This is a genomic window from Methanobrevibacter sp. (genome assembly GCF_015062985.1).
Lineage (GTDB): Archaea > Methanobacteriota > Methanobacteria > Methanobacteriales > Methanobacteriaceae > Methanocatella.
The window spans coordinates 47353-68862 of sequence record NZ_SUTI01000008.1; the positions used below are offsets into that span (position 1 = coordinate 47353).

Consider the following 21510-nt stretch of genomic DNA (forward strand, 5'->3'; position numbering starts at 1 on the left):
ATAGCATGAAATACGTAATATTTATCCCAGATGGATCAAGTGATTATCCTGTAGAAGAATTAGACGGTAAAACTCCTTTGATGGTAGCAAACACTCCAAACATTGATAAATTGGCTCGTGGAGGTTTTGGAGGATTTACAAACAACGTTCCCGAACAATACACTCCAGGTTCTGATGTGGCCAATATGAGCATTTTCGGATATAATCCTGCTGATTTCTATACTGGTCGCGGACCTCTTGAAGCAGGCAGTGAAGGCATTCCAACAACACCCTGTGATGTAATATTCAGATGCAATACAATATTCAGTGAAAATGATGAAATGGATGACTTTAATGCAGGTCACATCACTACTGAAGAAGCTGATGAGCTTATGAAAGGATTAAACGAATATTTCACTGAGAAATATCCTGACTTCAAGGGCAAATTCTACACAGGAGTAAGCTACAGGCATCTTTTCATATATTCCTGCGACAGCATTGAAGATGCGAAGATATTGTCCAGCATTAAGACAATGCCTCCTCATGACATATCCGGTGAGAAATTGGTGGACAATCTATTTGGAGAGTGCGAATTGGCTCAGGAAATCCAATCAATAATGTTCGAATCAAGGGAATTCCTTAAAAATCATCAAGTTAACCAAAAAAGAGAAATTCCTGCTAATATGGTATGGTTATGGGGACAGGGAGTAACTCCAAGTTTGCCTAACTTTGAGCAGACCTACGGCATAACCGCTTCAGTAATCACAGGTGTTGATTTGCTTAAGGGAATCGGAAACTTTGCCGGAATGAATATTGTCAATGTTCCTGGAGCTACAGGATACTTTGACACAGATTATAAGCAGAAAGGAGAATATGGAATTGAAGCTTTAAAGGAAACTGACTTATTGTTAATCCATATTGAAGCTCCTGACGAAGCGGGACATGCTCAAAATACAGCTGAAAAAGTTAAAGCTATTGAAAGAATTGATGAATTTATCGTCGGACCTATTGTTGACAGTTTGGAAGGTGAAGACTTTAGAGTAGCGATATTGCCTGACCATCCAACTCCAATCAGCGTCGGAACCCACACCCGTGATGATGTGCCTTTGGTAATCTATGATTCAGCACGTGAAGGTGATGAATGCGAATCATTTGATGAAGAGGGAGTTAAGAAGGGGTCACTGGAATTCAAAAAAGGACACTTTTTAGTTCAAAGATTAATAGAGGGGGATTATTAAATGAAAGTATTATTGGTAAACGGAAGCCCAAATAAGAACGGCTGCACATACACTGCGCTCACTGAAGTTGAAAAAACATTAAATGAATCCGGAATCGAAACAGAAATATTCTGGATTAAGACAAAACCGATTACAGGCTGCATTGCATGCATGAAATGTGGTGAAAAAGGAAAATGTACCTTTGACAATGATGTTGTAAACGAGTTTGTTGAAAAGGCATATGATGCAGATGCATTCGTATTCGGCTCACCTGTTTACTATGCAGGCGCAAACGGATCCATGGTTTCATTTTTGGACCGTGCATTTTACTCAAACTCCCATGGAAAAGGTGGGGAAGCCTTTGCACATAAGCCTGGTGCAGTGGTATGTTCTGCAAGGCGTGCCGGAACAACCTCAACCTACGACCAATTAATAAAATATTTGGGAATTAGCCAAATGCCAATTGTTTCATCATATTATTGGAATATGGTTCATGGAAACACTCCTAAAGAGGTCATGCAGGATGAAGAGGGACTTTCTACAATGAGGCAATTAGGCCGCAATATGGCTTATTTATTAAAATGCATTGAAGCGGGTAAAAAAGAAGGCATTACTTTAGAAATAGAGCCTAAAGCCCGTACAAATTTCATAAGGTAATTTATTTACCTTTCAATTCTTTTTTTTTGAAATATTGAATCAAGTTTATAATGTTAAATGTCTTGTTTTTGCTGAACTTGTAGCTCAACTGTTAACTTACAAAAAGTTCATATGTAGTTATTTAGATACTATAATCTAGAATTATTTTTTTCTGATATTATGAATGTAACTAATTTATTTAAAACTCCTGAAGGTTATATTTATTCAAATAGGGCATTGTTAGCATTGTTTATTCCGCTTTTAATAGAATATGGTTTGGAATTCTTTGTAGGATTGGCCGATTCCATCATGGTGGCATCATTGGGTGAAGCCGCTATTTCAGGGGTTTCATTAGTTGACTTTTTGGTTCAGCTACTTATCTTTTCCTTTTCAGCACTTGCAACTGGAGGTGCGGTTGTGGCTGGCCAGTATCTTGGTGATCACCAGATTGAAAAGGCGCAAAACTCAGCAACACAGCTGGTTTGGTTTTCAACAATTTTATCTACAGTTTTAATGATTGCAGTAGTTATTTTGAGGCATTTTTTAATCGGAATTTTATTCGGCCAGATTGAAGCTGACGTTTGGGCAAATGCCGACATGTATTTATATATCGTAGCATTGTCAATTCCATTTTTAGCAATATACAATGCAGGTGCGGCAATTTTCAGAACAACAAATAATGCATCTTTGCCGATGAGAGTACTGCTCATTTGTGATGTTTTGAATATCATAGGAAATGCAATTTGCATCTATTATTTGGGCTGGGACGTTCGTGGCGTAGCTATTCCAACAGTCATTTCAAGAGCGCTGGCTGCAATTTTGATACTGCACTTTGTTGTTGATGATGACTACAGGCTGCATATTAAAAGAACATTTAAACATAAGTTTGACTTCAATATACTTGGAAAAGTATTGAAGGTAGGCATTCCATATGGTGTTGAAAACGGTCTTTTCCAATTGGGAAGGGTTCTGGTTTTAAGTCTGGTTTCCACATTTGGTACAATGGCGATAGCTGCAAATTCAGTCGGTTATGCAATAGGAATATTTTCAGTTCTGCCGGGTTTTGCAATTAATTTGGGATTGACTGCCGTCATTTCAAGATGTGTCGGAGCCAACGACTATGAACAGGCAAGATACTACAATAAGAAATGCTTGGTCATTGTTGTCATTTCACATATTGCCATAAATCTTCTGATTTTTGCAGGCCTTCCTTTGATTTTAGGAATTTACAATCTCTCAGCCCAAACAGCGGTGATGACAACAGAAATGGTTATATGGCATGGTATATTTGCAATAATAATATGGCCTCTTTCATTTACACTTCCGGCCACATTCAGAGGTGCGGGAGATTCAAAATCAGTCATGTACATAAGTTTGGCAGTAATGTTTATCTGCAGAATAGGACTATCATATGTTATAGCAGACTGGATGGGTATTGGTGTGTTCGGAACATGGATAGCGATGTTTATCGACTGGTATGTAAGGGCTGGAATTTACGTTTACAGATATTTTTCAAATAAATGGACAGAATATAGGGTGGTTTAATGAATGAGATAGTATATAAGAATACACATAATTTCAGTAAAAAAGAACTTCAGGATTTGTTTTTATCCGTTGAATGGTCTTCAGGCCATTTTCCGGAAAAACTGGTAATTTCAATGAGGAATTTTGAAACTGTTTTTTCCGCATGGGACGGAGATGAGCTTGTAGGCATGGTCTGTGCAATGGATGATGGAATAATGAATGCATATGTCCATTATCTTTTGGTAAGGCCCGAATACCAATTGAAAGGTATCGGAAAAGCTTTGCTTCAAAAAATTAAAGACCATTATAAAGATTACATGCGTATTGTAGTTGTTGCATATGATGCGGAAATGAAATTTTATGAATATTGCGGTTTTGAAAAGGCTGATGATGCCAGTCCGATGTTCATTACAAAATTGTGGACTTGAGGTTTTAGCATGGTTTTATTTAGGGGAGACATTAAGTGCAAGAGTTTGCAGAGAAGAACATCAATCAGCGTAATTCTTCCATCAGACAATATTCATTTCCTGCAGGATGCGGAAGAGATTGTTCCGAAGCCTTACAGGACATTATATCTGCTTCACGGATTATACGGCAGCGATGACATATTCCTTGCAAACACTTCCATTCAGAAATTTGCTGAAGATAATGGGATAGCTGTTGTAATTCCATGCGGTGACAACAGTTTCTATCTTGACAACGAAAAGGCTCACGCCTACTATGGTGAATATGTCGGCCAGGAACTTCTGGACATTACAAGAAACATTTTTCCTTTGTCTGATAGGAGGGAAGATACATTTATTGCAGGTTTTTCAATGGGAGGATATGGTGCCATTAGAAACGGTTTGAAATACTCTCAAAACTTCTCCAAAATTGGAATGATTTCAGCGGCTTTGATTACTGATGATGTTGCCAGTTATGTCAGCGATGATAATGTTTTAAGATCAAGGGATTTCTACGAATCAATCTTCGGTGATTTGGAAAAGGTTGAAGATTCAGACAAGAATCCAAAATATCTGATTGAAAATTGTGAGGACATTCCGGATATTTTCATGGCCTGCGGTGTCGATGACTTCCTTTTTGAGAAGAATGTTGATTTTTATGACTTTTTAATGTCTAAAGGCATTGATGTTGAATTTATAGAAGCTCCTGGAGAGCATACATGGGAATTTTGTGACAAATACATCAAGGAATTCATTAAAACATTAAGTTTATAACAATTTAAACACAATATCATATTAATAGTATATAGGAAGGTGTGTATTATGAGATGTCCTAATTGCGGTAGCGAATTGGATGAGGACAACTATTGCAGTGAATGTGGGGAATTTTTCAATGAGGATGAGAATTCCTATGATTATGAAGAGCCTGATTATGATTCAATGGTGAATAATGGGGAGAATATTTGCCTCAATTGCACTTTTTGGAGCGTAAGTCCCTATGGGGCAGCTCATGGAATGGTCTGCAGAAAAGGCCAGCTTTCAGACGGCCCTGGCGATTCCTGTGAACTGTTCATTAGAGAAAGTCAGTTTGCAAACTATGGAAATGGCGGTGAGTTTCAATTTGATGAAACTGGCAATGCCATCTCAAATAAATTATATCATTGGAAAAACGGAAAATAAATTCCCTATTTATATAGTGATTTAAATTTTTATATATCATGAAAAACTAAAATTATAGTATAAGTTTTATTCATGGAGAGGATTTTTCTGACAAAGTATATTATTATTACTGGTGGGGTAGTTAGTTCCATAGGTAAAGGTATTACCTCTGCATCTATGGGAAGGATTTTAAGGTCTTACGGTTTAAAAGTTTCAGCTATTAAAATAGACCCTTATTTGAACTGGGATTCTGGAACACTCAATCCATATCAGCACGGTGAAGTATTTGTAACTCACGACGGTATGGAAACTGACTTGGACCTTGGTCACTACGAAAGATTTTTAGACGTTGAACTTGATGGATTGGCTAACATTACCACAGGTAAAGTCTATGAATCAGTCATTGCGAAAGAAAGAGAAGGGGGATATCTTGGCGAATGTGTACAGGTTATTCCGCACATCACTAATCGTATTAAGGAAATGATTAGGGAAAACTCTGAAAGTGCTGATTATGATGTGGTTTTAGTTGAACTTGGTGGTACTGTTGGAGATATTGAAAGTCAACCTTTCCTTGAAGCGTTAAGACAATTGAGAAATGAGGAAGGAAAAGATAACGTCATGTTTGTCCATGTTACATTTATTCCCTACCTGAATGCAGCTGGAGAATTCAAGACAAAACCAACCCAACACTCTACAAAAGAATTAAGAAGTGTCGGTATAAATCCTGATGTAATAGTATGCAGATCACAAGAGCCAATTGATGATGCACTAAGAGGAAAAATCGCTCATTTCTGTGATGTGGATTATGAAGCCGTTGTAAACACTCCTGATGCGGGAACAATTTATGAAGTTCCTTTGGTTTTGGAGGAACATGACATCGGAAAATTCATTGTCAATAGAATAGGATTGGATATAGAACCTGATTCTTCCAAATTGGATGAATGGAGAGAAATTGTCAAATCCTTAAAGATAACCGAACCTGAAGTCAATATAGGAATTGTAGGAAAATATGTCGAACTTGAAGACTCATACATCAGTATTAGAGAATCCCTGCTTCATGCGGCTGCAAACATTGGTGTCAAGGCCAATATCATATTCCTGAGTTCTGATGTTGAAAAGTTGGATCCTGATGTTATGGATGAGTTGGATGGTATACTGATTCCTGGAGGATTTGGAGAACGTGGTTTTGAAGGCAAATTGGGCGCAGTCGAATATGCTATTGAAAATGATGTGCCTTTATTCGGAATCTGTCTTGGAATGCAATGTATGGTAACTCAATTTGCAAGAATGAACGGATATCCTGGAGCTAACAGTTCAGAGTTTGATGATAATCTTGAATTCCCTGTCATTGACATGATGGAAGAGCAAAAGAAAATCAAGAACATGGGCGGAACAATGCGTTTAGGTTCTTATGATTGTAAAATTGTTGAAGGCACAAAAACATATGAAGCTTATGGCCAAATCGATATTGAAGAACGTCACAGGCACAGATATGAATTCAACAATGACTACAGGGATGACCTACAAGAAAAAGGATTGGTTATATCTGGTACAAGTCCTGATGATTTCTTGGTTGAAATTATTGAATTGCCAAATCATCCATGGGCTATTGGATGTCAGTTCCATCCGGAATTCAAATCAAGACCTAATAGGCCACACCCGTTATTTAAATCATTTTTAGAAGCTATTTATAAGTATTCTAAATACTGATTTTTCTTTTTTTATTTCAATTTTTCTTTTCAATTTCAATTTGATAAGCTTATTTTCTATCTAATTAATATTATATCATGTTAAATAGTAAACTATGAATTTTAACATTATATTTCTGGTTCAAATAATCGTTACTATATTTTTTTCATTAATGGCTTCAATTTATGATATTAAAAAAAATATCATTCCGAACAGGTTGAATTATTCGTTATTGCTTTTCGGATTAATATCCAATTTGATTCTTTCATTAATTTCAAATAACATTAAATTCATTTTAGCTTCATTTATTTCAATGCTTCTTACTTATTGTGTAACTTATATGCTTTGGAAATTGAATATGTGGGGTGGTGGTGATGTAAAATTATTTACTGCTATCGCTGCAGCAATACCTTTGGGCATAAATATTGACTTTTTGAACATATTTCCAAAATTGTCTGTCTATCCATTTTCTTTCAGTGTTATAGTCAATAGCATTCTGGTCTCATTCCCGTTTCTGGTGATTTTTTTAGCTCACTTGACATTCCGGAATAAAATATTTAACCGCAATATTGATTTTTTGGTAAATATAGTAAATTTAGCTAGTTTAAAATACATTTTTGATTCAGCACTTAATAAAACAATATCAATTTTGGATTTAAAGGAGGGGATGATTGTCAATGACTGCTATTTTAATGATGAGCATATCGTCGATTTAATAAACGATGTGGATGGAAATCTTAAAGTTTATAGAACCAAAGGAAATGATGAGTTCAAATATTATTTTAAGTCACAAAGTGCAGGCGGAATCACAGATAGGGATATGTGTTTGCTTAAAATTATGAATGAAAAAAAATTCATTCCTGACAATCTTTCCATTAAAATTTCATTTCCATTCACACCATCAATTTTACTGGGACTGTTGATTTCGGTTTTTTATGGGGATTTGATGATGTTATTTACAAAAAACTTCTATTTGGTGATTTAATTGATTAAAGAGGATACTGCGCAAATTTCATTGGAATACCTGTTGATATTCACAATCTCATTAATAGTCATAATAGTCTTCACATTGCCGCTAACGGAGGAATCAATCAGGGATACAATGGATGTCAATGATGCGTTAAGTGCAAAATCAGATTTGTCAAAGATATCTCAAGCTATTAAAATAGTTTATGGCCAAGGACAGGGTTCAAAACAAATTATAAGGTTGCATATATCAAAAGATGTTCAAATAAACATCGCAGAGGATTATATCAGTTCAAATATAAGACTTAATGATAATTCGAATAAACGTATTATGGAGCACGTTAATTCCAACATAAAAGAAACATCTTTTTCCCTAAATAGCGGCGAGAATATTATTGTTGTGGAATGGCCTCAAAATAGTAAAAATATGTTGATTTATAAAAAATTATTTTAAATATTATAAATACAATATATATGTTTATTATTAGATGGCTGTGAATTTTATGGATATTTTAACTACAATTATTTATCTAGTTTTATTTATTATATTGTTGGTATTCATTTTTTCAATTGGAATGTTAAGGAAATACATACCTAAAAAAGAAGTTATTTTGATAATTTTAGTTGCATTTTTGATAGGTGCTATTGGAGGTGCATTTTTCTTAGATCCAATTTATGATGAACTGCCGAATGTTGCCAGCATGGTTGAAAAGAACATGCCGAATAATGAAGAAACTTTGTATCTTGATTTATCTTCTTCAACAGACATGAAAGAATTAAGAGATAATTTATCATCAACCCCTGGTTTTAAATCATTTAAGGAAGAATCGATTCTGATTCCTCTGTGGAGCTTCAATGAGCAGGAAATGGAATATTATAATAGTATCGTTGGAAATATCGATCCTAATTATAAAAGTTTCACTGTAAACCAGTCTGGAACTATTAATATTACTCTTGCAGACAATTACTCCGCAAACGATGCTATAAAATCTTTTGCAGATTGGTATAAACTGGTATATGGTGGAACTCTTTCATATGCACAAATTCATGCAGTACTGGTCATTGATTCAACTACACTCGATACATTTGAAGCAAATCTGCTTAAAAGAGGAATTGTAGCATCACACATTGAAGGACCGGTTCATGACACTATCGATAAAACCAATTCATCAATGTTGTCAAACGTTGAAGTCACATTGATAAGTGGTGGAATTGGTGTTGTTGTTGCCCTTATCGGAATTTATATTGATTCTGTAGTTCCATCAATCAGAAGATTCAGGAAGTTTTTAGGAGAAAAACGTCGACGGTAATCTTATGGATGTTGCAATATTATTTTCTGGTGGAAAGGACAGTACAATGGCATTATATAATGCCTTGCAATCAGATGAAAATGTTAGATTTCTGCTGTCCATGAAATCTAGAAATGATGAATCATACATGTTTCATGTTCCCAACATTCATCTGACCGATTTGCTTTCACAGGCTCTTGATATTCCAATACTTTCCGTTGAAACTGATGGGATTAAAGAGGAAGAACTCAAAGATTTAAAAGCCGCATTCACAGACTTGAAAAATTCTGGTGTGGAAGCCATATATACCGGGGCACTTTACTCTGTTTATCAAAAATCCAGAATTGAGAAGCTGGCTGATGAGGTTGGATTGAAGGTTGTTTCCCCGTATTGGCATGTTGACGAATTGGAATATATGCGAAGTATCGTTTCCCTTGGCTTTGAAATAATCATTTGTGGCGTTGCAGCATGGGGATTGGATGAATCCTGGCTAGGCAGGGTCATCGACGATGAGGTTATTGACGAGCTGGTCAGATTAAATGAAAAATATCAGGTCAACATTGCTTTTGAAGGCGGTGAAGCCGAAACATTAGCTATTGACGGCCCTATTTTTAAAAAAAGAATTAATATTTTAAAATATAAAAAGGAATGGGATGTTGACAGTGGTGTTTTCATCATTGAAGATGCTGTTTTAGAAGAAAAATGAGATTACAAATCCATTTCTTCTAAAAATTCATTAATTTTTTGTTTAAAGCTTTCCAAATCACTTTCATTAATGATGACTTTATCTGAAAGGGAGATTACATTTCCAATACCAAAGCCCAATTCGGTCATATCTCTGGTTTTAAAGACATTATAATCTGTTGAATCATCTTCCCTCTGTCTGATTTTAAGTCTTTCAAATCGTATTTGAGGATTTGCCAAAATTGATAGGATGATAAAATCGTCAAAGTTTTCTTTAAACATTTCAACTTCGTGATGACTCCTGATTCCTTCAACTATGATCTTATTTTTAAATCCTTCATCTAAAATTTGTTTGATTTTTTTTATTGTCAGTTCAGAAACAATGTACTCGCCGTATTCTTTTCTTAAATTTTTGGCGGTCTCTTTAGAGGGTTCGCCTCTTTTTTTTGCTTCTTCTCTTACAATGTCACCCATACTTACAATAATTGCCCCTTTTTCACTTGCAACTTCTGAAACTACACTTTTTCCAGAACCGGGCATGCCAGATATTCCAAAAACTTGCATTATATTCACTCTTTTAATTTAATTTGTTCTAAAGATTCTTTAAGATTTTCTTCATTATCAAAGTCATTAACAATTTCGATTAATACTTGTTTATCTTGAGTTTTTAAATCCTCTGCGATTTTAGTCATGAAAGGTATTGCCCGAACGATGTTGTCCATTATTGAAACGTCAGACATTTTTGATGTTCTTGAAAGAGGATTCAAATCTATGGTTAATATGTTTTTTCCACCTTTTTTTAATATTTCTGCTCTATCTCCATCCTCAAGAGGGATTAGTACAGTGTCAGCAGAATAAATTCCTGTTTTACTTGCTGTCGCTCGGTTGTTCTTTATGTCATTGATATACTCTATATCGTCATCCAATGTTCCTAGGATATTTTTATAGCCATGGTCCTTGTACAGTTGGGTAATCAATTTAACCCTTTCGTTTGTCCTGTAAAATAAATTAATCTCGATTTTAGCATTTATTGTGTTGGCCAAATCAATTATGTCATCAATGGCTAATGCTGTTGCGTTTCCATTAACGGAAATTACCGGATTTTGTGATAGGAGTAATGCCGCAACGGCAACATACATTGCCCTTTTCGCAGGATAGGTTGTTTTTTCACCAATCAGATAGTCAAAAGCTTCACCCCTGCCATGGGCTATTAATGCAGAATCAGCTAAATATCCTGCCTGGGAAGCTTTAACCATTTTATCTCTTAATAATAATGATTCATAACGAGGGTGTGATTTTGGTATCATAGTTTCATCTCCTTATTTTAAATCAATGTTCATTTGAGCTAAATATCCTAAAAATGTTGTTATTAATATAGTCATAATGGCCATAAAAAAAATGTGAAGGTGATAATTTTCAATTAGAACTGTTTGGTTGTGGGGCAAGACAAAAAATGCGACGTCAAGCACAATATCCATCAAAACAAAAATTATTCCGCATGTCAAACCTTCAAGGACTTCATTTGAATTGAAATTTCGTATATAAAGTGTTCCGAAAAATGTTATTAAAATAATTATGATTATTGGTATTGCTATGTTTGTGGGAAGTATGTTCTTTCCAAAAATGGTGTTGAAGATTGATGTGAATAGATATGTCAAAATCCAGATCAATGCACCAAATATTATCGCTAGTTTGATTTTCATAGTAAACCTTTAAAAATAATTATTATTATTAGATATATTTTGAAAATGATATAAAGTTTTCTAAGGTTTTTTAATTATTAAGTTATCGTCAAATCAATATTTTTGAAAAAAAGTTTTGGGATGGTTAGGTAGATAATGAGATTGTTATCCACCTAACAACTTGTTTTTACAAGCTTTTAGAGAAATGAATTTTAAAATTTGGCTGTTTAATCTATCTCTCTGGCTACCTCGTAGCCAATTATATTATTTGACAGTTAATGTATATAAATGTTATGTATAATTTAAAAAAAGTCAATTATACTTTATTAAAAAAGTATATATCACTTGATTAATAAAGTTAAATTGAATGACATATGATTACAATTTTGAAGAATATCTAAGAAATGCATTATCTAATTCGATTAGTTCTTCAAATCCCTCAGAAAGCACAAAACAAAAGGCAAGAAAGTTATCAAGCCATTATTATGAGGATTTAAAAGAAAAACTTTTATTTGAATATGACAATAAATCTTTAAGGGATGTAATGGACTGCAGAATTTCAAAAACTTCTTTTGGGGATGCATTGAAAATCACAAAAAAGGAAAAAATTAATTTTGACATAGAGGATAATGACTTTAAAAATCAAATTAACAATAATCTCAAGCTTCTGCCAAAGATTGGTCTTAAAACAGAGGAAAACCTTAAGAAAAAAGGTTTTAACACTATAGAATCACTTAAGGGGCATGACAAATATGGAGATATTGCATCCAAGTTTATGGATAATATCGATTGCATGTCATTTCATGAAATAATGGACCTGCTGGACAATAACAGATATTCCAAAAGATGCAGGGACAATCTGCTTAGATGCATAAGCATGACCGATGCTGAAAACTTCAAATTCATGGACATTGAAACCAAAGGCCTTTCAAACGTGCCCATAATCCTGATTGGAGTAGCGGAAATAAAGGGGGATAAGATTATCGCATCACAGTATTTCTTAAGGGATTACTTTGAGGAGCCGAATATAATCGAGGCGTATCTCAATCATTTGGATGAGGATTCAGTTCATGTGACATTCAACGGAAAAACTTTTGATGTGCCGTTTATTAAAAACAGATGCATATACAATGGAATTGATGTAAATCTGGATTTGCCTCATCTTGATTTGATGTATTTTGCAAAGAACTTGTGGAAAGATGACCTGCCGAATTGCCAACTGCAGACTATTGAAAGGGAAATTTTCGGTATTGAACGTGAAGAGGACGTTCCGGGACAGTACATTCCAGGTTATTATGATACTTATTTATCAAAAGGAAATATAGGGCCTATTGTGCCGATAATAGAACACAATTGCCAGGATATTATTTCACTTGCCAGTTTTTTAGAGAAAATGTATAAGGATGTAAATTAGTATGGGTTTATTTGATCGATTTAAAAAGAAAGAGGTTAAGAAAGAAAAGATTGAAATTCCAGACGAAAGTGAAATCGATGCGGAGCAGTTGGTGCTGAAAAAAATTGCCACTACTAGTAAGGATAGAGTAAAAAGGGCTGCAGCAGCAGATAAAATCACCAATCAGTTTGTTGCTTTGGACATGTGCAAAACAGTAAAGGACCGTGCCATAAGACTTATTGCGGCAAACAAGCTGAAGGATAAACAATTATTATTGGATGCCGCTGAAAATTCACAATTTTATGACGTCAGGAGCTTTGCATGGGAAAGGTTAGGTGAAAACAACAAGTCAATAGCCGAAATTGTAATCAATGTGAAGAAAAATCCTAATGTTGATGAGATATTCGAAAAGATTGTGGATGAAAAGACCTTGGAATGGATTGCAGTTGATGCAATAGATACGAATTACAGAAGGCGCTCATTGGAAAAAATCACAAGTGAAGAAATTCTGCAGGATTTGGTTTTCAAATCAGATGATGCATCCATTAGAAAGATGGCAGTTTTAAAGGATTCATTCACCGATGAGGATATTCTCAGGAAGGTAGCTATTGAGGATAAGGATGAATCAGTTAAAAAAGCTGCAATAGGCAAAATAAAAGATGAGAATGCTTTGGCTGAAATCGCCAAAAATGAGGATAATGCAAAGGTAAGGTCATTAATATTTGATAGAATTGACAGTCCTGAAATTTTAAAGGATATTCTTTTGAATTCAGAAAAGTCTGATGTCCGTCTTGATCTTGTAAATAAAATAGATGATGAAGAGATTCTTAAAAAAATTGCCTTAAATGATTCTGATAAGATTGTCAGAAGCGAAGCGGCTAAAAAAATATCCGATGAACAGACACTGCTTGAGATTTTGTCTACTGAAAAGGACAGGTTTGTTCGACAAATTGCAGTTAATAATCTTAACACTCCTGAAGAATTGATTAAAATAGCTTTGGAGGATGAAGACCAGTTCGTAAGAAACCATGCAATTTCAAACCCTGCAATTGTCGATGAAAAGGATTTTACATATATTGCAATCAATTCAACTCATGAGGATATAGCCAATGAAGCCTTAACCCATATCACGGATGAAAAGTCCTTCATTGAAATATTGAATAATGCCAAGCTGGTCAGCATAAGAAAAGCCACTTTGGACAATATCACTGACCTGGAGACATTGATTAAGATAGTTCTTGCAAATAAGGATGAAGAATTTTCCCTTAAGGCATTGAATAAGATTAAAGTTCAGAAATGCATTTATAAAATTTATGAACAGGGAATCTCTGAAAAGATTTCTGTGAGGGCAGTTTCTTTATTGAAGGACCAAAAACAATTAACAGAAATATGTAAAAATGACCCTTCATGGAGAGTCCGTGAAGCGGCCGTAAAAAAAATAGCAAGTAAAAAAATATTGAAGGAAGTTTCCCTCAATGATGAAAGTGAATATGTAAGAAATGTTGCAAAAAAGAGACTGAAATTATAGGTAGAATTCAGGCTCTTTTCTTTCGCTATTCGCTTCCTCAAATGCAGGCTTTTTGCTCTCAAATGCATCTCCTGTAAACATACGTGCATTTTCAGGGCAGATATGTATACATGCAGTGCATCTTGAACACAAATCAAGGTCAGTACCTACAGGATCATCATCAGGAATAGCCTTTTCAGGACAGATTGAAACACAGTCATAACAGAATGCGCAAACGCTTTCATCACAACCAACCACAAACGGCAATTGTTTATAATCGGTGTATGGCCTGTTTCCAGGAATTTCGCTTTGAAGTGATTCTCCGGATTCTATTTTTTCAATACATTTTTGGGCAAATTCATTTATCTTTTCGATGTCGGAATTGTCAGGCCTTCCGACTGCAACACCCTCGAATATGGAGTGGTGGCTTATGGTGGATGCAGCGGCAATGACATCAAAATTGTTTTCTTTTAAAATGTCAACCAATTCGAGCAGTGCATCGCTTACATGAGCATTTCCATAATTTACAACAGCTATCGCTTTTGTTTTATCCCCAGTTAATTTTGATAATCTTTCGCTAGCTGTTTTTGGAAGTCTTCCAGCAAAAACGGGCATTCCCACAATGACAATATCCTCTGATGTAAATGATTTTGCATCATTAAAAATTAGCAAATCACATGTTTCCTTTTCCTGCTTGAAATTGCCGGCTATTTTGCTGACTACCTTTTTTGTTGTCCCTGAAGGGCTGAAAAATATCTTTGTAATTTTTTTCATACTCTCACCAATTTTAAATATAATCTTTTTAAAACTTAATGATTTCGAATAATGGTCTGTTAGTATAATAGAAATTATTTAATAATATTAAAACTAAAAAATTATTTGGTGATACGATGGATTTAATGAGAGAGCTATCTTTAGCGCCAGGTGTTTCCGGCTCTGAAGAAGAAATAGCTGAGATTATTACTCGTGAATTAAAAGATGTAGCTGATAAAATTGAAAAAGACAGTATGGGAAACTTGATTGCTACTAAAAAAGGTGAAAAAAAAGCCCCTTCTGTAATGTTAGCATCACATATGGATGAAATTGGTTTGATGGTTAGATACATTGATGATAATGGTTTTATTAAATTCTCAAATATCGGTGGAATCAACGACCAGATGTTAATGAATCAAACTGTAACTGTTCACTCTTCTGTTGGAGAGGATATTGTTGGTGTTATCGGTTCAAAACCACCACACGTAACAACTGCTGAAGAAAAAAACAAAGTTGTTAAAGCTACTGACATGTTTATTGACATTGGTGCAAAGGATAAGGAAGAAGCAGAAAAATTAGTTAGAATTGGAGATAAAATGACTTTCAATTCCTTATTCGTAGAATATCCTAATAATTTGGTAATGGGTAAAGCTTTAGACAACCGTGTAGGTTGTTATGTAATGATAGAGGTTTTAAAAAGAGTTAAAACAAGAGCTACAGTTTATGGTGTAGGTACTGTACAGGAAGAAGTAGGTCTTAAAGGTGCTAAAACTTCTGCATTTAAATTAAACCCTGATTTGGCTATTGCGCTTGATGTGACTTTATCAGGTGATCACCCTGGAATCAAACCGGAAGAGGCACCTGTTGTAATAGGCAAAGGTCCAGCTATCATTTTAGCAGATGCAAGCGGAAGAGGTATCTTAACTCAACAATCCGTTAAAGACATGCTTATTAAAGCCGGAGATGAAAATGACATCCCTTACCAATTGGAAGTAAGTGATGGAGGAACAACCGACGGAACTGCAATTCACTTGACCCGTGAAGGAATTCCAACCGGTGTTTTATCTGTTCCTACCCGTTATATCCATACTCCAGTCAGTGTATGCAGTATGGATGATGTTGAAGCAACTATTCAATTGATTACAGAAGCTATAAATAATTTATAGTCTCGAAAGGTGATGACTGAATCGCCTTAACTTTTTTTATTTTTTTTTAGTTTTAGTGATATAATAATTGTAATAGGTTAATAGAAAATTTTGAAGATATTTATTTGAACCTATCATCTGATTTTTGTGATTTGGCTTTTTGGTGTTTGGTTTCAAACCAACCTATTTTCAGCTCATCGATTGTGTCTTCATATAATTGAGGAACATATGGCTTGATGTCTAAAAGGGGTGTTCCATCAAGGATATCTACATTTTCAACATGAACGGTATTTCCTTCAACTTTATCTACTTTTACAACACTCATTCCAATGCGGTTTGGTCGTTTTGGAGATCTTGTTGCAAATACTCCATGAGTGTTGTTGTCCATGAAAGGTTTTACTTCGAGCATGTAACCCTCAACTTTGTGTAGAAGATAGATTAGATGGATATGTGAAAAGCCATCAAGATCTTTCAGACCATCAGCATATTTGTCCTTAATTTCTATTGTTCCTTTTATTCCCTTTGCTCCGGTTGGTTGAATTGGCATGCCTTCAATTTCCCTAAATTCTGTGTGTATTGTGCCAATTGACTCTAATTCGATATTCATATATATTATATTCAACTTCATATGATAAAATATTTTCCTTTTCAAAATATCGATATAAACTAAAAATCGAAATCGATAGAAATTCTTTATTATCAAAATCGAAACATTTATATGTGATTTTGTACAATTTAGTATTGTCAAAAATTTATGGAGATGAAACTTTATGAATATTAGTGCAAGAAATCAATTAAATGGTAAAATTACTAACATCGAACTTGGTGCTGTAATGGCAAATATTAAAATTGAAGTAACAGAACCTAATACTATTACTGCTGTTATTACTAAAGAATCTGCTGAAAAGTTAGGTTTAAAAGAAGGTGATGATGTAGCAGCTATTATAAAATCTACTGAAGTTATTATCGGAAAATAAGTTTAGGTAATTTGGGATTATTAATATCCCAAAAATCCTAATAATATTAGAATAATTAAAATAATTATTCCTGCTTTTAACAATGTTTTCAAGTTTTTAATCACAGCATAAATTATTAAAAACACTATTATAATTCTTAAAATGTGTAAAAACATTTAACCACCAGCAAGAATTGTTTTTGTACCTTCTTTGGAAATTTCTTCTTTTTTGAATTCAACTTCGTATTTTACGGTTTCTATAACTTCTTTTAGAGCGTCAAGGGTTTCGGCTCTGTGATTTCCTAATACTGCGACTAAAAATAACATGTCGCCTGTGTAAAATTCGCCGATGTAGTGAACGACAGATATTTCGTTAACATTATATTTGATTTTGGTGTTTTCAACTATTTTTTCAATTTCCTTTTGAGTTTTTTCCTTGTCGGGGGTTGTCAGAATCAATTTTTCCAGGTTCATGTTTTCCTCTTTTCCTCTGACAATGCCTTCAAAAGTAAAAATAGCTCCTGAATAATCAACTTTTGTACTTTTTTTTAGTTCTGCTATTAAATCGGCAGTAGTGATTTTATCTTCTTTTGCTTCGATAACTTTAACTGTCATATTAAATCTCCAATTATCTATTATTTTTCATATCTTATATAACTATTGTTATATGTCACTGATTTCTTTTACGGATAAATTTTTCAATCGTTCAACGCCATTTATTTCATGAATCAATTTCACGGTAGCTTCAGGAACCAATTCTTCCCAATCGGAATCCTCTAAAATTCTCCTTCTCACTTCTGTTCCGGACAAATGTAGCCTGTCATAAAGTGGAGGTTGTTTGACTTCAAAACCTTCCTCACAGAATAGCTGTTTGACTAAGGAATTTCCTGAATAAACAATGGAAAAAGGAGGAGTTAACAGTTTAACATGGGATACCCAAAGTGCATTGAAGTTGATGTCCTGCATTGGTATGATATAGTATCTTGAAGGATCCACATCAGCATCGGCTAAGGCCTGATTAATCATTAGAACTCTTTCCCCTGCAGTAAAAGGGTCTTTCAATTCATGGCTTAATTGGGCACTGCCAATTCCGATAATGATTTCATCCACTTCTTCCAAAATCTTTTTTATCACTTGCATATGTCCATTGTGGACAGGTTGCATCCTACCAATTAAAATGCCTCTAATTTTATCCATAATATCACATATTTAAGCTTCTAATCCATCTAAACTTCTAATAATTTTTAAAGCGGTCTGATTTTTTTGTTCAATTTTATCGTCAACGTAGGTTTCTATAAGCAGAGTGTTGATGCCCTTTTTGGCTATAGGTTTTGTAACTTTCTCAGGACTGGTTCCTTCACTAAAGTTATACTCAACAAGACCTACGTCATCGCATAATTTGGAAATGTATGAATCAATTTTATCAGTATGCGGTGAAAGACTGAAAACGAAATTGGAATATTCATAATAAGGACTTATTTCATGTATATCAACTACAACAAATGGTTTATCTTTAGCAATATTTGGAACAACATACTTATGGGCCAGTTCCTCTCCGGCAGTTCTGGAATCTATACGGGTAGTAAGATTGTCATTTGTTTTTATATAGTAAATCACGAATTTTTTACTGAGGGATTCGTTCCCTGTTTGTTGTGTAAGATTATGAATTGTATTGTTAACGCACTGATGGATGTCATGTTCTCTTGGATGAACGCCAAGAATCACTCCAACGGTGTCGTTGGATGACATGTTTCCAGCTTCAATTTTATACACGGTTCCGTTGGCATTGCTAGCTATGGTTGTAGTATTATAAGAATTATTTGGAACCTCCATCATGGAATGGAAAATAATTGCACAATTGAATATAACAATTGAAATTAAAATAACAAGTATTAATTGATATTTTCTCTTTTTATTCATAAATTTAACCTTATATACCTTTTAACTAATTTTTGTAGTTATTAATTAAAATACTTTTTTAAAAAAAGTAAAGTTATATTAAATACTTCGACTTAAAATTATAATAACAAATTAAGGAGTTTTCTTAATGGAAAATAAAAATATTATATTGATAGCTATAGCGGTTATAGTTCTTGCCGCCATTGGTGTTATTTTTGCTACTGGAATGTTATCCAGCAGCAATGCTGCAACAACTCCCTTTGAAACAGAATTTATGGAAGGGAGTTTTGTTGGAAATGTAACTCTTGTAAATGATACTGAGAAATTCATGCATTCCTATGAGGATAAGAACCACAATGTTGTTTATAACATTTCAACTGTTGATAACTCATCCGCATTGATGGAAATCTATAGATTCCAGGGTGTCTCAAAACCTGATGTAAGGTCATTCAACGGCAATGACTGGAACATTTACTTTACCCAGGCGATACCTACTACAAACAATACAGCTCCGAAAAGCAATGAAACCATGAACATCATCATTGCAGAGTCTCAAGGTGAAAAACAGGGATACATGGTTTATATGATTATTGGAAACGGATCTGACATAAACACAACCTTGAACACCTATGGTGAGGGATATAAGGTCTATATGGAACCTTTGCTTAAAAGCATAACTTTAAAGGAAAGTAAAAATGTTCCTGCAATTAATGAGGAATTCGGCCTCACAAAAGAGCAGTTCAAGGAACAGATAGAAATGATTCGCCAATATAATTCAGGAAATCTTTCGGCTTTGCAGGGAGGAACCCAATAGATGAAAATTACAGTCTTTCATGCAGATGAGTGCGACAGGAAAAAATGCACTTCCATCAAAATGGAAAAAATGGGAAAATGCAGGTTGGTCTATAATATTAATAAGATACCAAGCGGCGCAATTGTTCTGAATCCATATGCTGAAAAGGCTGTATCATATGAGGACTATAGATATGTGCACAGAAGGGGAATCGTCGGGTTGGACTGCTCCTGGAATGAGGTGTCAAAATCCAAAAAATTCTTCGCTCTGTCCAAATATCATAGATCTCTTCCTTTCTTGATTGCAACAAATCCTGTGAATTATGGGAAGGCCTGCATTCTGTCAACTGTTGAAGCTGTTGCCGCAACTTTGTACATTACCCGTTTTAAGGATGAGGCACGTGACCTTATGGATGGCTTTAAATGGGGTCATACTTTTTTAGAGCTGAATCATGATTTGCTTGAAGCTTACAGCGAAGTGGATACAAGTGCCGAGGTTGTAAAGGTTCAAAATGATTTTTTAGATGACCATGAAAAGAAGGATAATAATGATGATGTTGGGGATTGAATAATATTTAAAAATTCATTCTCACATTAATATCTATTTTAATCTTTATTTTCAAGCTTTTTACTAAACATTTAAATACTATTAAGTTAAAATAATTAATTAATAGTTATGAACACTGGAATATTATTTTTTATTTCATAACGTTTTATTATTATTGATTTTCACGATTATAGGAGGAGTTATTAATGGCAAGATTCGAAGAAGCAGAAAACAGAATGTTCAATGTAAAAATCTGCTTAAAATGTAACGCTCGTAACCCTGCTGGTGCAACTACTTGCAGAAAATGTGGTTACAAAGGTTTAAGATTTAAAGCTAAAGAACCAAGAGGATAGACTTATTCTCTTAACTTTTTTTATTTATTTTTTTATATCTATTTTAACTAATTTTTATTCTAAAACAATTAATTTAATATATTATCTTTTATAAATCTTATTTTAGGTATTCTTATGAAAGACGTTGAAAATTATATTAGAGATATATTAAAAACTAGGAAAATACATTTCACTTTAATCGATCCTGATGAGCAAACACCTGAAGAAGCTTTAGAAATTGCAACACAAGCTATTGAAGGTGGAACTGATGGAATAATGATTGGAGGATCAACTGTAAATGGTGATGATGTGGATAATACCTGTAAGATATTGTCTGAAAACATTGCTGTTCCTATTATTATTTTCCCAGGAAATACAAGTAGTGTAAGTAAATATGCTGATGCAATCTTTTACATGAGTTATGTAAATGCAAGAAATCCTTACTGGATTAACGGAGCTCAAGCAATAGCTGCACCTGCCGTAAAAGCATCCGGAATGGAAATTTTATCAATGCATTATATGGTTGTTGAACCTGGCGGAACCGTTGGCTGGGTTGGAGATGCTAATCTGGTGCCTCGTAACAAGCCAAAGATACCTGCTGTTTATGCAATGTCTGCTGAATTATTCGGAATCAAATTCTTCTATCTTGAAGCAGGTTCCGGTGCTGCAGAACCGGTACCACCGGAAATGGTAGCTTACTCTAAAAAAGCTGCTCCTAAAAACATCCTTGTTGTCGGAGGAGGAATCCGTGACGGCAAAGCGGCTTACATGGCTGCAAAAGCTGGTGGGGACATTATTGTAACAGGTACAGTTGTAGAAGAAGTTGATGATGTTCAAGCTAAAATTCAAGAATTGACAGGAGCTATCTTAAAAGCTTCAATGGAGTAGTTTTCAACTGCTCTTACCATATTTTTTTTAGT

The 21510-nt window shown here is 34.4% G+C and carries 27 protein-coding genes; 19 read left to right on the forward strand and 8 right to left on the reverse strand.

Annotation, left to right across the window (positions count from 1 at the left end):
• Positions 1 to 5 precede the first annotated feature (5 nt).
• The 11 genes from E7Z77_RS05180 to E7Z77_RS05230 all read left to right on the forward strand — a co-directional run bounded on the left by E7Z77_RS05180 (position 6) and on the right by E7Z77_RS05230 (position 9607).
• Positions 6 to 1217: a cofactor-independent phosphoglycerate mutase gene (locus tag E7Z77_RS05180; RefSeq protein WP_292750972.1), complete on the forward strand. Its 1212-nt coding sequence runs from the start codon at positions 6 to 8 to the stop codon at positions 1215 to 1217.
• Positions 1218 to 1853: a flavodoxin family protein gene (locus tag E7Z77_RS05185; protein ID WP_292750974.1), complete on the forward strand. Its 636-nt coding sequence runs from the start codon at positions 1218 to 1220 to the stop codon at positions 1851 to 1853. It begins immediately after the preceding gene.
• A gap of 159 nt (positions 1854 to 2012) precedes the next feature.
• Positions 2013 to 3377, forward strand: a complete 1365-nt coding sequence (locus E7Z77_RS05190) for an MATE family efflux transporter (protein ID WP_292750976.1) — start codon at positions 2013 to 2015, stop codon at positions 3375 to 3377.
• Complete coding sequence (locus E7Z77_RS05195) at positions 3377 to 3784, forward strand: GNAT family N-acetyltransferase (RefSeq protein WP_292750978.1); 408 nt, start codon at positions 3377 to 3379, stop codon at positions 3782 to 3784. The genes E7Z77_RS05190 and E7Z77_RS05195 overlap by 1 nt, the downstream gene beginning before the upstream one ends.
• Positions 3785 to 3793: 9 nt before the next feature.
• Positions 3794 to 4573, forward strand: coding sequence for an alpha/beta hydrolase-fold protein (locus tag E7Z77_RS05200; RefSeq protein WP_292750980.1), 780 nt, complete (start codon positions 3794 to 3796; stop codon positions 4571 to 4573).
• 48 nt (positions 4574 to 4621) lie between these two features.
• Positions 4622 to 4978, forward strand: a complete 357-nt coding sequence (locus tag E7Z77_RS05205; RefSeq protein ID WP_292750982.1) for a hypothetical protein — start codon at positions 4622 to 4624, stop codon at positions 4976 to 4978.
• Positions 4979 to 5050: 72 nt separating this feature from the next.
• Complete coding sequence (locus E7Z77_RS05210) at positions 5051 to 6667, forward strand: CTP synthase (RefSeq protein WP_292750984.1); 1617 nt, start codon at positions 5051 to 5053, stop codon at positions 6665 to 6667.
• Between the two features lie 94 nt (positions 6668 to 6761).
• The gene (locus tag E7Z77_RS05215) at positions 6762 to 7631 is read left to right on the forward strand and encodes an A24 family peptidase (RefSeq protein ID WP_292750986.1); all 870 of its coding nucleotides are present in this window, start codon (positions 6762 to 6764) and stop codon (positions 7629 to 7631) included.
• Positions 7632 to 8066 (forward strand): hypothetical protein, encoded by a 435-nt coding sequence (locus tag E7Z77_RS05220; protein WP_292750988.1) that lies wholly within the window; start codon positions 7632 to 7634, stop codon positions 8064 to 8066. It abuts the gene before it with no gap.
• A gap of 121 nt (positions 8067 to 8187) precedes the next feature.
• A complete protein-coding gene (locus E7Z77_RS05225) occupies positions 8188 to 8922 on the forward strand; it encodes a hypothetical protein (protein WP_292750990.1) in 735 nt (244 codons plus the stop codon).
• A gap of 4 nt (positions 8923 to 8926) precedes the next feature.
• Positions 8927 to 9607 carry a diphthine--ammonia ligase gene (locus E7Z77_RS05230; protein WP_292750992.1) on the forward strand — a complete coding sequence of 227 codons (681 nt, stop codon included), beginning with the start codon at positions 8927 to 8929 and terminating at the stop codon, positions 9605 to 9607.
• A gap of 2 nt (positions 9608 to 9609) precedes the next feature.
• On the opposite strand, the gene E7Z77_RS05235 is transcribed toward E7Z77_RS05230, so the two are convergent.
• From E7Z77_RS05235 to E7Z77_RS05245, 3 genes are read right to left on the reverse strand one after another with little or no spacing between them, the layout of a single operon-like run.
• Positions 9610 to 10149, reverse strand: a complete 540-nt coding sequence (locus tag E7Z77_RS05235) for a nucleoside monophosphate kinase (protein ID WP_292750994.1) — start codon at positions 10147 to 10149, stop codon at positions 9610 to 9612.
• 5 nt (positions 10150 to 10154) lie between these two features.
• A complete protein-coding gene (locus E7Z77_RS05240; protein WP_292750996.1) occupies positions 10155 to 10892 on the reverse strand; it encodes a phosphopantothenate/pantothenate synthetase in 738 nt (245 codons plus the stop codon).
• 12 nt (positions 10893 to 10904) lie between these two features.
• Complete coding sequence (locus tag E7Z77_RS05245) at positions 10905 to 11288, reverse strand: hypothetical protein (protein WP_292750998.1); 384 nt, start codon at positions 11286 to 11288, stop codon at positions 10905 to 10907.
• A gap of 346 nt (positions 11289 to 11634) precedes the next feature.
• Between E7Z77_RS05245 and E7Z77_RS05250 the strand changes: the two genes are divergently transcribed.
• Together E7Z77_RS05250 and E7Z77_RS05255 are read left to right on the forward strand one after the other, a co-directional pair.
• Complete coding sequence (locus E7Z77_RS05250; RefSeq protein WP_292751000.1) at positions 11635 to 12681, forward strand: ribonuclease H-like domain-containing protein; 1047 nt, start codon at positions 11635 to 11637, stop codon at positions 12679 to 12681.
• 1 nt (position 12682) lies between these two features.
• A complete protein-coding gene (locus E7Z77_RS05255; RefSeq protein WP_292751001.1) occupies positions 12683 to 14188 on the forward strand; it encodes a HEAT repeat domain-containing protein in 1506 nt (501 codons plus the stop codon).
• Here E7Z77_RS05255 and E7Z77_RS05260 read toward each other — a convergent pair.
• Positions 14183 to 14941: a flavodoxin domain-containing protein gene (locus tag E7Z77_RS05260; RefSeq protein WP_292751002.1), complete on the reverse strand. Its 759-nt coding sequence runs from the start codon at positions 14939 to 14941 to the stop codon at positions 14183 to 14185. The two genes, E7Z77_RS05255 and E7Z77_RS05260, sit on opposite strands and share 6 nt — an antisense overlap.
• Positions 14942 to 15057: 116 nt before the next feature.
• Here E7Z77_RS05260 and E7Z77_RS05265 point away from each other — a divergent pair, with 116 nt between their 5' ends.
• Positions 15058 to 16086 carry a M42 family metallopeptidase gene (locus tag E7Z77_RS05265; protein ID WP_292751004.1) on the forward strand — a complete coding sequence of 343 codons (1029 nt, stop codon included), beginning with the start codon at positions 15058 to 15060 and terminating at the stop codon, positions 16084 to 16086.
• A 100-nt stretch (positions 16087 to 16186) separates the two neighbouring features.
• Here the strand turns inward: E7Z77_RS05265 and tsaA are convergent, their stop codons facing one another.
• Positions 16187 to 16672, reverse strand: coding sequence for a tRNA (N6-threonylcarbamoyladenosine(37)-N6)-methyltransferase TrmO (gene tsaA / locus E7Z77_RS05270; protein WP_292751006.1), 486 nt, complete (start codon positions 16670 to 16672; stop codon positions 16187 to 16189).
• A 163-nt stretch (positions 16673 to 16835) separates the two neighbouring features.
• Between tsaA and E7Z77_RS05275 the strand changes: the two genes are divergently transcribed.
• Positions 16836 to 17042: a TOBE domain-containing protein gene (locus E7Z77_RS05275; RefSeq protein ID WP_292751008.1), complete on the forward strand. Its 207-nt coding sequence runs from the start codon at positions 16836 to 16838 to the stop codon at positions 17040 to 17042.
• A gap of 155 nt (positions 17043 to 17197) precedes the next feature.
• On the opposite strand, the gene E7Z77_RS05280 is transcribed toward E7Z77_RS05275, so the two are convergent.
• From E7Z77_RS05280 to E7Z77_RS05290, 3 genes are read right to left on the reverse strand one after another with little or no spacing between them, the layout of a single operon-like run.
• The gene (locus E7Z77_RS05280; RefSeq protein WP_292751010.1) at positions 17198 to 17635 is read right to left on the reverse strand and encodes a molybdenum cofactor biosynthesis protein MoaE; all 438 of its coding nucleotides are present in this window, start codon (positions 17633 to 17635) and stop codon (positions 17198 to 17200) included.
• A 48-nt stretch (positions 17636 to 17683) separates the two neighbouring features.
• Positions 17684 to 18217, reverse strand: a complete 534-nt coding sequence (locus tag E7Z77_RS05285; protein ID WP_292751012.1) for a nicotinamide-nucleotide adenylyltransferase — start codon at positions 18215 to 18217, stop codon at positions 17684 to 17686.
• A gap of 12 nt (positions 18218 to 18229) precedes the next feature.
• Complete coding sequence (locus E7Z77_RS05290) at positions 18230 to 18940, reverse strand: hypothetical protein (protein ID WP_292751014.1); 711 nt, start codon at positions 18938 to 18940, stop codon at positions 18230 to 18232.
• Positions 18941 to 19067: 127 nt separating this feature from the next.
• Here E7Z77_RS05290 and E7Z77_RS05295 point away from each other — a divergent pair, with 127 nt between their 5' ends.
• The 4 genes from E7Z77_RS05295 to E7Z77_RS05310 all read left to right on the forward strand — a co-directional run bounded on the left by E7Z77_RS05295 (position 19068) and on the right by E7Z77_RS05310 (position 21478).
• Positions 19068 to 19733, forward strand: coding sequence for a hypothetical protein (locus tag E7Z77_RS05295; RefSeq protein ID WP_292751018.1), 666 nt, complete (start codon positions 19068 to 19070; stop codon positions 19731 to 19733).
• The gene (locus E7Z77_RS05300) at positions 19734 to 20279 is read left to right on the forward strand and encodes a DUF367 family protein (RefSeq protein ID WP_292751020.1); all 546 of its coding nucleotides are present in this window, start codon (positions 19734 to 19736) and stop codon (positions 20277 to 20279) included.
• A 185-nt stretch (positions 20280 to 20464) separates the two neighbouring features.
• Positions 20465 to 20611, forward strand: a complete 147-nt coding sequence (locus tag E7Z77_RS05305; protein ID WP_048812436.1) for a 50S ribosomal protein L40e — start codon at positions 20465 to 20467, stop codon at positions 20609 to 20611.
• A gap of 114 nt (positions 20612 to 20725) precedes the next feature.
• The gene (locus E7Z77_RS05310) at positions 20726 to 21478 is read left to right on the forward strand and encodes a geranylgeranylglyceryl/heptaprenylglyceryl phosphate synthase (protein ID WP_292751026.1); all 753 of its coding nucleotides are present in this window, start codon (positions 20726 to 20728) and stop codon (positions 21476 to 21478) included.
• The last annotated feature ends 32 nt before the right edge of the window (positions 21479 to 21510 follow it).

Excerpts from the sequence above, each read along its gene's own strand:
- E7Z77_RS05180 (WP_292750972.1), top strand. The coding sequence starts at position 6 with ATGAAATACGTAATATTTATCCCAGATGGATCAAGTGATTATCCTGTA.
- E7Z77_RS05185 (WP_292750974.1), top strand. The coding sequence starts at position 1,218 with ATGAAAGTATTATTGGTAAACGGAAGCCCAAATAAGAACGGCTGCACA.
- E7Z77_RS05190 (WP_292750976.1), top strand. The coding sequence starts at position 2,013 with ATGAATGTAACTAATTTATTTAAAACTCCTGAAGGTTATATTTATTCA.
- E7Z77_RS05195 (WP_292750978.1), top strand. The coding sequence starts at position 3,377 with ATGAATGAGATAGTATATAAGAATACACATAATTTCAGTAAAAAAGAA.
- E7Z77_RS05200 (WP_292750980.1), top strand. The coding sequence starts at position 3,794 with ATGGTTTTATTTAGGGGAGACATTAAGTGCAAGAGTTTGCAGAGAAGA.
- E7Z77_RS05205 (WP_292750982.1), top strand. The coding sequence starts at position 4,622 with ATGAGATGTCCTAATTGCGGTAGCGAATTGGATGAGGACAACTATTGC.
- E7Z77_RS05210 (WP_292750984.1), top strand. The coding sequence starts at position 5,051 with ATGGAGAGGATTTTTCTGACAAAGTATATTATTATTACTGGTGGGGTA.
- E7Z77_RS05215 (WP_292750986.1), top strand. The coding sequence starts at position 6,762 with ATGAATTTTAACATTATATTTCTGGTTCAAATAATCGTTACTATATTT.
- E7Z77_RS05225 (WP_292750990.1), top strand. The coding sequence starts at position 8,188 with ATGTTAAGGAAATACATACCTAAAAAAGAAGTTATTTTGATAATTTTA.
- E7Z77_RS05230 (WP_292750992.1), top strand. The coding sequence starts at position 8,927 with ATGGATGTTGCAATATTATTTTCTGGTGGAAAGGACAGTACAATGGCA.
- E7Z77_RS05235 (WP_292750994.1), bottom strand. The coding sequence starts at position 10,149 with ATGCAAGTTTTTGGAATATCTGGCATGCCCGGTTCTGGAAAAAGTGTA.
- E7Z77_RS05240 (WP_292750996.1), bottom strand. The coding sequence starts at position 10,892 with ATGATACCAAAATCACACCCTCGTTATGAATCATTATTATTAAGAGAT.
- E7Z77_RS05245 (WP_292750998.1), bottom strand. The coding sequence starts at position 11,288 with ATGAAAATCAAACTAGCGATAATATTTGGTGCATTGATCTGGATTTTG.
- E7Z77_RS05250 (WP_292751000.1), top strand. The coding sequence starts at position 11,635 with ATGACATATGATTACAATTTTGAAGAATATCTAAGAAATGCATTATCT.
- E7Z77_RS05255 (WP_292751001.1), top strand. The coding sequence starts at position 12,683 with ATGGGTTTATTTGATCGATTTAAAAAGAAAGAGGTTAAGAAAGAAAAG.
- E7Z77_RS05260 (WP_292751002.1), bottom strand. The coding sequence starts at position 14,941 with ATGAAAAAAATTACAAAGATATTTTTCAGCCCTTCAGGGACAACAAAA.
- E7Z77_RS05265 (WP_292751004.1), top strand. The coding sequence starts at position 15,058 with ATGGATTTAATGAGAGAGCTATCTTTAGCGCCAGGTGTTTCCGGCTCT.
- tsaA (WP_292751006.1), bottom strand. The coding sequence starts at position 16,672 with ATGAATATCGAATTAGAGTCAATTGGCACAATACACACAGAATTTAGG.
- E7Z77_RS05275 (WP_292751008.1), top strand. The coding sequence starts at position 16,836 with ATGAATATTAGTGCAAGAAATCAATTAAATGGTAAAATTACTAACATC.
- E7Z77_RS05280 (WP_292751010.1), bottom strand. The coding sequence starts at position 17,635 with ATGACAGTTAAAGTTATCGAAGCAAAAGAAGATAAAATCACTACTGCC.
- E7Z77_RS05285 (WP_292751012.1), bottom strand. The coding sequence starts at position 18,217 with ATGGATAAAATTAGAGGCATTTTAATTGGTAGGATGCAACCTGTCCAC.
- E7Z77_RS05290 (WP_292751014.1), bottom strand. The coding sequence starts at position 18,940 with ATGAATAAAAAGAGAAAATATCAATTAATACTTGTTATTTTAATTTCA.
- E7Z77_RS05295 (WP_292751018.1), top strand. The coding sequence starts at position 19,068 with ATGGAAAATAAAAATATTATATTGATAGCTATAGCGGTTATAGTTCTT.
- E7Z77_RS05300 (WP_292751020.1), top strand. The coding sequence starts at position 19,734 with ATGAAAATTACAGTCTTTCATGCAGATGAGTGCGACAGGAAAAAATGC.
- E7Z77_RS05305 (WP_048812436.1), top strand. The coding sequence starts at position 20,465 with ATGGCAAGATTCGAAGAAGCAGAAAACAGAATGTTCAATGTAAAAATC.
- E7Z77_RS05310 (WP_292751026.1), top strand. The coding sequence starts at position 20,726 with ATGAAAGACGTTGAAAATTATATTAGAGATATATTAAAAACTAGGAAA.